The organism is Streptomyces niveiscabiei (assembly GCF_001419795.1).
Taxonomy (GTDB): Bacteria; Actinomycetota; Actinomycetes; order Streptomycetales; family Streptomycetaceae; genus Streptomyces; species Streptomyces niveiscabiei.
The window spans coordinates 1-6,050 of the sequence record NZ_LIRL01001079.1 but is presented as its reverse complement, the minus strand read 5'-3'; the positions used below and the strand labels follow the sequence as shown (position 1 = coordinate 6,050).

General features: G+C 71.6%; 4 protein-coding genes and 1 pseudogene. All 5 read right to left on the bottom strand.

Translation table 11 applies throughout. The features are described from left to right. Positions 1 to 189, bottom strand: a pseudogene (locus tag AOK24_RS49980) (serine/threonine-protein phosphatase); the annotation flags it as partial. A 247-nt stretch (positions 190 to 436) separates the two neighbouring features. After that, positions 437 to 2,926, bottom strand: a complete 2,490-nt coding sequence (gene pheT / locus AOK24_RS40070; protein WP_055724834.1) for a phenylalanine--tRNA ligase subunit beta — start codon at positions 2,924 to 2,926, stop codon at positions 437 to 439. Further along, a complete protein-coding gene (gene pheS / locus AOK24_RS40065; RefSeq protein WP_055724833.1) occupies positions 2,926 to 4,047 on the bottom strand; it encodes a phenylalanine--tRNA ligase subunit alpha in 1,122 nt (373 codons plus the stop codon). The genes pheT and pheS overlap by 1 nt, the downstream gene beginning before the upstream one ends. Before the next feature lie 126 nt (positions 4,048 to 4,173). Further along, the gene (locus AOK24_RS40060; protein WP_055724832.1) at positions 4,174 to 5,280 is read right to left on the bottom strand and encodes a sensor histidine kinase; all 1,107 of its coding nucleotides are present in this window, start codon (positions 5,278 to 5,280) and stop codon (positions 4,174 to 4,176) included. 44 nt (positions 5,281 to 5,324) lie between these two features. Then, a partial coding sequence (locus AOK24_RS40055; RefSeq protein ID WP_055724831.1) for a TrmH family RNA methyltransferase occupies positions 5,325 to 6,050 on the bottom strand: 726 nt, incomplete at its 5' end.

Below are 6,050 nucleotides of genomic sequence, written 5' to 3'. Positions count from 1 at the left end.
GGCGGACACCTGCACGGCGGCGACCCCGAGCCCCTCGACCCGGGCGGGCAGAGGCCGTAACAACACACTCTGCGCGACCCCGGCGACGTACCGCGCCTGCTTCAACTCCCGTCTCAGATGCAGCGCGACGGCACAGAACACCGCTCCCCCGACGAACGGACACACCAACTGATACGAGGTGACCGCCACAGCCCCCCACAACACGGGCGTGACCACCCACCCCAACGACCGCCTGACACCGAACATCCCCGACGGCCCCCCATCTAGGCCAGGAACGAAAACAGACCGGCCCCAATGAGACCGGTCTGCATTCTGTCGAGGGATGACTCAAGGGGACCAAGAGGCCCGACAATGCCACTCGGACGAGTGAAAGTCTTTTAGGGGCGCGGGGAACTGCGCGAACGGCCACAGATCACCCGCACCCGGCAACGAAACATCAACCCCGCAGAACAGCCCCCGTACGCTCCCCAGCGAGAGCAACAGCAGCATCCCGAGCAGCGGAAGCCTCATCAACCGTCAATGTCCGGTCCCCAGCGCGGAAGCGCAACGCATAGGCGAGCGACTTCCGCCCCTCCCCCAGTTGCTCGACGTTCTCGTACACGTCGAACAACCGAACCGCCTCCAGCAACTCCCCGGCACCGTCCCGCAACGCCGCCTCGACGGCAGCAGCCGGTACCGCCTTCTCCACCACCAGCGCGACATCCTGCGTGGCGACGGGGAACGACGAGATCCGGGGCGCCTGAAGAAGCCCCACCCCGGCCGCCTCGACCGCGTCGAGGTCGATCTCCATCGCGGAGGTCCGCGCGGGCAGCCCGAACGCCTTGACGACTCGGGGATGCAGCTCGCCCGCGTGCCCGACGACGGTCTCGCCGATCACGAACTCGGCGCACCGACCGGGGTGCCAGGGCCCGTACTGCCCTTGCCGCACCACGACCTCGGCCCCGGCCTCACGCGCGACCGCGCGCCCCGCCTCGACGGCGTCGGCCCAGTCGGCGGGGCGGCCCTTGCCCCACCAGCCGGCCTGCTCGCGGGCCCCGGCGAGCACGACAGCCACGTGCCGGGGCTGAACGGGCAACGCGGCGTTCAGGGAGGCGAGTTCCTCGTCGGAGGGACGCCGGTCGACGGGCAGCACCGGGGCGACGGCCTGCTCCTCGCGGGGGTGGAACACGAGCCCCGTCTCGAAGAGGGCGAGGTCGTGCGAGCCGCGTCCGTCGTTGCGGCGCAGCGCGCCGAGCAGCCCGGGCAGCAGCGACGTGCGGAGCGCGGGCTCCTCGTCGTTGAGGGGGTTGGTCAGCTTCACGACCCGCCGACGGACGTCGTCCGCGTCGAGCAGCAGCTGGTCGAAGACCTGTTCCCCGACGAACGGGTAGGACGGCGCCTCGACGTACCCGGCTCCGGCCAGCGCGCGGCCGACCCGGCGGTGCAGGCGCTGCCGCCCGGTGAGGCCGCGCCCGGCGGGCGGCTTGGGCAGCGTGGAGGGCAGGTTCTCGTACCCCTCCAGCCGGATGACCTCTTCCGCGAGGTCGTTGGGCGCGGCGAGGTCGGGCCGCCAGGACGGGACGGTGACGATCAGCTCGTCCTGCCCGTAGACGTCGCAGCCGATCTGCTGGAGGCGGCGTACGACGGTCTCGCGGCCGTAGGCGACCCCGGCGACCTGGTCGGGGTGGTCGGCCGGGATGCGGACCGTGTGCGGCGCGGACGGCGCGATGACCTCGGTGACGCCCGCTTCGGCGGTGCCGCCGGCGAGGAGGACGAGCAGGTCGACGGCGCGCTGTGCGGCGGCGGACGCGGCCTGCGGGTCGACGCCGCGTTCGAAGCGGCGGGACGCCTCCGTGGACAGCTTGTGGCGGCGGGCCGTGCGGGCGATGGCGACCGCGTCGAAGTGGGCGGCCTCGATGACGACGTCACCGGTGGCGCCGTCGTCGTCGATCTCGGTGTTCGCGCCGCCCATGACGCCCGCGAGGCCGATGGGCCCGCGCTCGTCGGTGATGACGAGGTCCTCGGCGTGGAGGGTGCGCTCGACGGCGTCGAGGGTGACGAGCTTCTCGCCCTCGGCGGCGCGGCGGACGCCGATCGCGCCGTGGACGCTGGAGCGGTCGTAGGCGTGCAGGGGCTGGCCCAGCTCGGTCATCACGTAGTTCGTGACGTCGACGGCGAGGGAGATCGGGCGGATGCCGACCTTCTGGAGGCGGCGGGTCAGCCAGATCGGGGAGCGTGCCTCGGCGCTGAGCCCGGTGACGGTGCGGGCGGTGAAGCGGTCGCAGCCGAGGGGGTCGGAGACCTGGACCGGGTAGCCGTAGGCGTTGGGTCCGGGCACGTCGAGGAGCGCCGGGTCGCTGAGCGGGAGGCCGTAGGCGATGGCGGTCTCGCGGGCGACGCCGCGGATGGACAGGCAGTCGCCGCGGTTGGCGGTGACGGCGATGTCGAGGACCTCGTCGACGAGCTGGAGCAGCTCGATGGCGTCCTTGCCGACCTCGGTCTCGGGCGGCAGGACGATGATGCCCTTGGTGCCGTCCTCGCCCATGCCCAGCTCGTCGCTGGAGCAGATCATGCCGTGGGAGGTCTTGCCGTAGGTCTTGCGGGCGGCGATCGCGAAGTCGCCGGGCAGGACCGCGCCGGGCAGGACGACGACGACCTTGTCGCCGACGGCGAAGTTGCGGGCGCCGCAGACGATCTCCTGCGGCTCGCCCGTCCCGTTGGCGGTGCCGACGTCGACGGTGCAGAACCGGATCGGCTTCTTGAAGCCCTCCAGCTCCTCGATGGTGAGGACCTGACCGACGACGAGGGGGCCCTTGAGGCCGTCGCCGAGCTGCTCGACGGTCTCGACCTCAAGTCCTGCGGAGACCAGTTTGGCCTGGACGTCGCGGCCGGTCTCGGTGGCGGGGAGATCGACGTACTCCCGCAGCCAGGAAAGCGGGATACGCATCAGATCTCACTCCCGAACGGCCGGGTGAAGCGGACGTCACCCTCGACCATGTCTCGCATGTCTTCGACGTTGTGGCGGAACATCAGCAGGCGCTCGATGCCGAACCCGAAGGCGAACCCGCTGTACTTCTCGGGGTCGACGCCGCAGGCGGTGAGCACCTTGGGGTTGACCATGCCGCAGCCGCCCAGCTCGATCCAGCCCTCGGAGGAGCAGGTGCGGCAGGGGCGGTCGGGGTTGCCGACGGACTCGCCCTTGCAGACGTAGCAGACCATGTCCATCTCGGCGGACGGCTCGGTGAACGGGAAGAAGTTCGGCCGCAGCCGGGTCTTCATGTCCGGGCCGAACAGGGAGCGGACCATGTGATCCAGGGTGCCCTTGAGGTCGGCCATGGTGAGGCCCTCGTCGACCGCGAGGAGCTCGACCTGGCGGAAGACCGGGGTGTGCGTGGCGTCCAGCTCGTCCGTGCGGTAGACGACGCCGGGGCAGATCACGTACACCGGCAGGTCGCGGTCCATGAGGGAGCGGATCTGCACGGGCGAGGTGTGGGTGCGCAGCACCTGGCCGGAGTCGGCGGTGCCGTCGGCGGCCTGGACGAAGAAGGTGTCCTGCTCGCCGCGCGCCGGGTGGTCGGGGCCGATGTTGAGGGCGTCGAAGTTGAACCACTCGGCCTCGACCTGCGGGCCCTCGGCGACCTCGTAGCCCATCGCGACGAAGACGTCCTCGATGCGCTCGGAGAGGGTCGTCAGGGGGTGGCGGGCGCCGGCCGGGACGCGGTCGTACGGCAGGGTGACGTCGACGGCCTCCTCGACGAGGACGCGGGCGTCGCGCTCGGCCTCCAGCTCGGCCTGGCGGGCGGCGAGGGCCTTGTTGACGGCGCCGCGGGCCTGGCCGACGAGCTTGCCCGCGGCGGCCTTGGCCTGCGGGGGCAGCGCGCCGATCTCGCGGTTGGCCAGCGCCAGCGGGGAGGTGCCGCCGGTGTGGGCGACCTTCGCCTCCTGGAGCGCGTCCAGGGAGTCGGCGGTGGTGAACGCGGCGAGCGCCTCGTCCCGCATACGCTCGACTTCTTCCGGTTTCAACGCCTCGACCTCTACTGGGTCGTACGACTTATTCGGTGCCGACATCTCTTCCCGTGCTTCCGGTTGGCTGGCTGAAGACCCCCGTGACCGGCTCGCTGAGCTCTGTGGGACACAAAGGTGCCAAAGGCCGAGTCTAACGGGGCGTGGATGTTCGAACGCGCCCGTGGCGGCCTAGCTCAGATAGGCAGGGGCCGCCACGGGCAACGTAAATCGGAACTGCGCGCCGCCCTGGGGGGCGCGGCCGACCGTGATGACGCCGCCGTGGGCCTCGACGATGCCCTTGACGATGTAGAGCCCGAGGCCGGTGCCGCCGCGCTTGCTGCCCCGCCAGAAGCGGGTGAAGACGCGGTTCATGGACTCCTCCGGGATGCCCGCCCCCTCGTCGCTCACGGTGACCGACGTGCCCGTGTCCTCCCCTTCGCGGGGGGACGCGGCGGACGTGACGTCTATCGTGACGGTTCCCTCGCCGTGGCGCACGGCGTTTTCGATGAGGTTGCTGAGCACCTGGTCGACCTTGTCGGGGTCGGCCCACAGGGCGGGCAGGGGCTGGCCGATGCGCAGGAGGAACCGGTCGGCGGGCAGGCCCGCCGCGACGTACGCCTGGATGTGGCGGCCGACGGCCGCGCCCATGTCGACGGGCTGGCGGCGGACCTCAAGGCGGCCGGAGTCTATGCGGGAGATGTCGAGGAGCTCGGCGATCAGGCGGGTGACGCGGTCCGCGTCGGCGTCGACGGTCTCCAGCATGAGGCGCTTCTGGTCGTCGGTGAAGCGCTCCCACTTGGCGAGGAGGGTCGCGGTGAAGCCCTTGACGGAGGTGAGGGGGGAGCGCAGTTCGTGGGCGACCGTGGCGATCAGCTCGGCGTGGGAGCGCTCGGTGCGGCGGCGGGCCTCGGTGTCACGCAGGCAGACGACGACACGCTGTACGGGGCCGGCGGGGCGGTCGCGGACGTAGCGGGCGGAGACGAGGAACTCGCGTCCGCCGGGCAGGAGCAGGTTGCGTTCGGGCTGGCGCACCCGGGTGGCGAGGCCGCCGTAGGGATCGGTGAGCTGCCACCAGCGGCGGCCCTCCAGGTCCTCTAACGGCAGCGCCTTGTCCAGCGGCCTGCCGAGGACGTCGGCCGCTGCGGTGGCGGTCATCCGCTCGGCCGCGGCGTTGAAACAGACGACCCGGCCGTGCTCGTCGGCGACCACCAGGCCGTCCGGCAGCTCGTCCGGCCCCATCCCGGGCGGCCACCAGACCCTGCGGGCTTCCGGTGTGCCGCTCGTGACCGCACTCATCCTCGTACCCCACCTCCCAGACGAGGACCCCCGAGCACGTCACCCTACAAGTTCTCGGTGACGCTGCGGCACCCTCCTGAGGCGCGCTGTGCACGGGCTGACGCATAGAGACATACGGCGGCGGCGGTGGCCAGGTTCAGACTTTCAGCCTTTCCGTGGATCGGGACGCGCACGACGGCGTCCGCGAGCCCCCTGGTCTCCTCCGGGAGCCCCCACGCCTCGTTCCCGAACACCCAGGCGGTCGGGCCGCCCATCGTCCCCTTGTCCAGCTCGTCGTCCAGGTCGTCCCGGCCCGCCCCGTCGGCCGCGAGAATCCGGACACCGGCCGCCTTCAGCCCCGCCACGGCCCGCTCGATCGGCACACCGACGGCGACGGGGAGGTGGAACAGCGATCCGACGGACGCGCGTACGGCCTTCGGGTTGTACAGGTCCACGGAGGCATCGGTGAGGACGACGGCCTCGGCGCCGGCCGCGTCCGCGCACCGCAGGACCGTACCGGCGTTCCCGGGGTCGCGTACGTGTGCGAGGACGGCGACGAGCTTCGGCCTGGCCGCGAGGATGTCCTCGAACGGCGTGTCCAGGAACCGGCAGATCCCGACGAGGCCCTGCGGGGTGACGGTCGTGGAGATGTCGGCGATGACCTGCTCGTCGGCGAGGTGCACCCGCGCGCCCGCGTCCCTGGCCTCCCCTACGACGTCCGCGTACCGCTCGGCCGCCTCGACCGTCGCGAACAGCTCGACCAGCGTCCCCTTCGCCGCCTCCCGCACCGC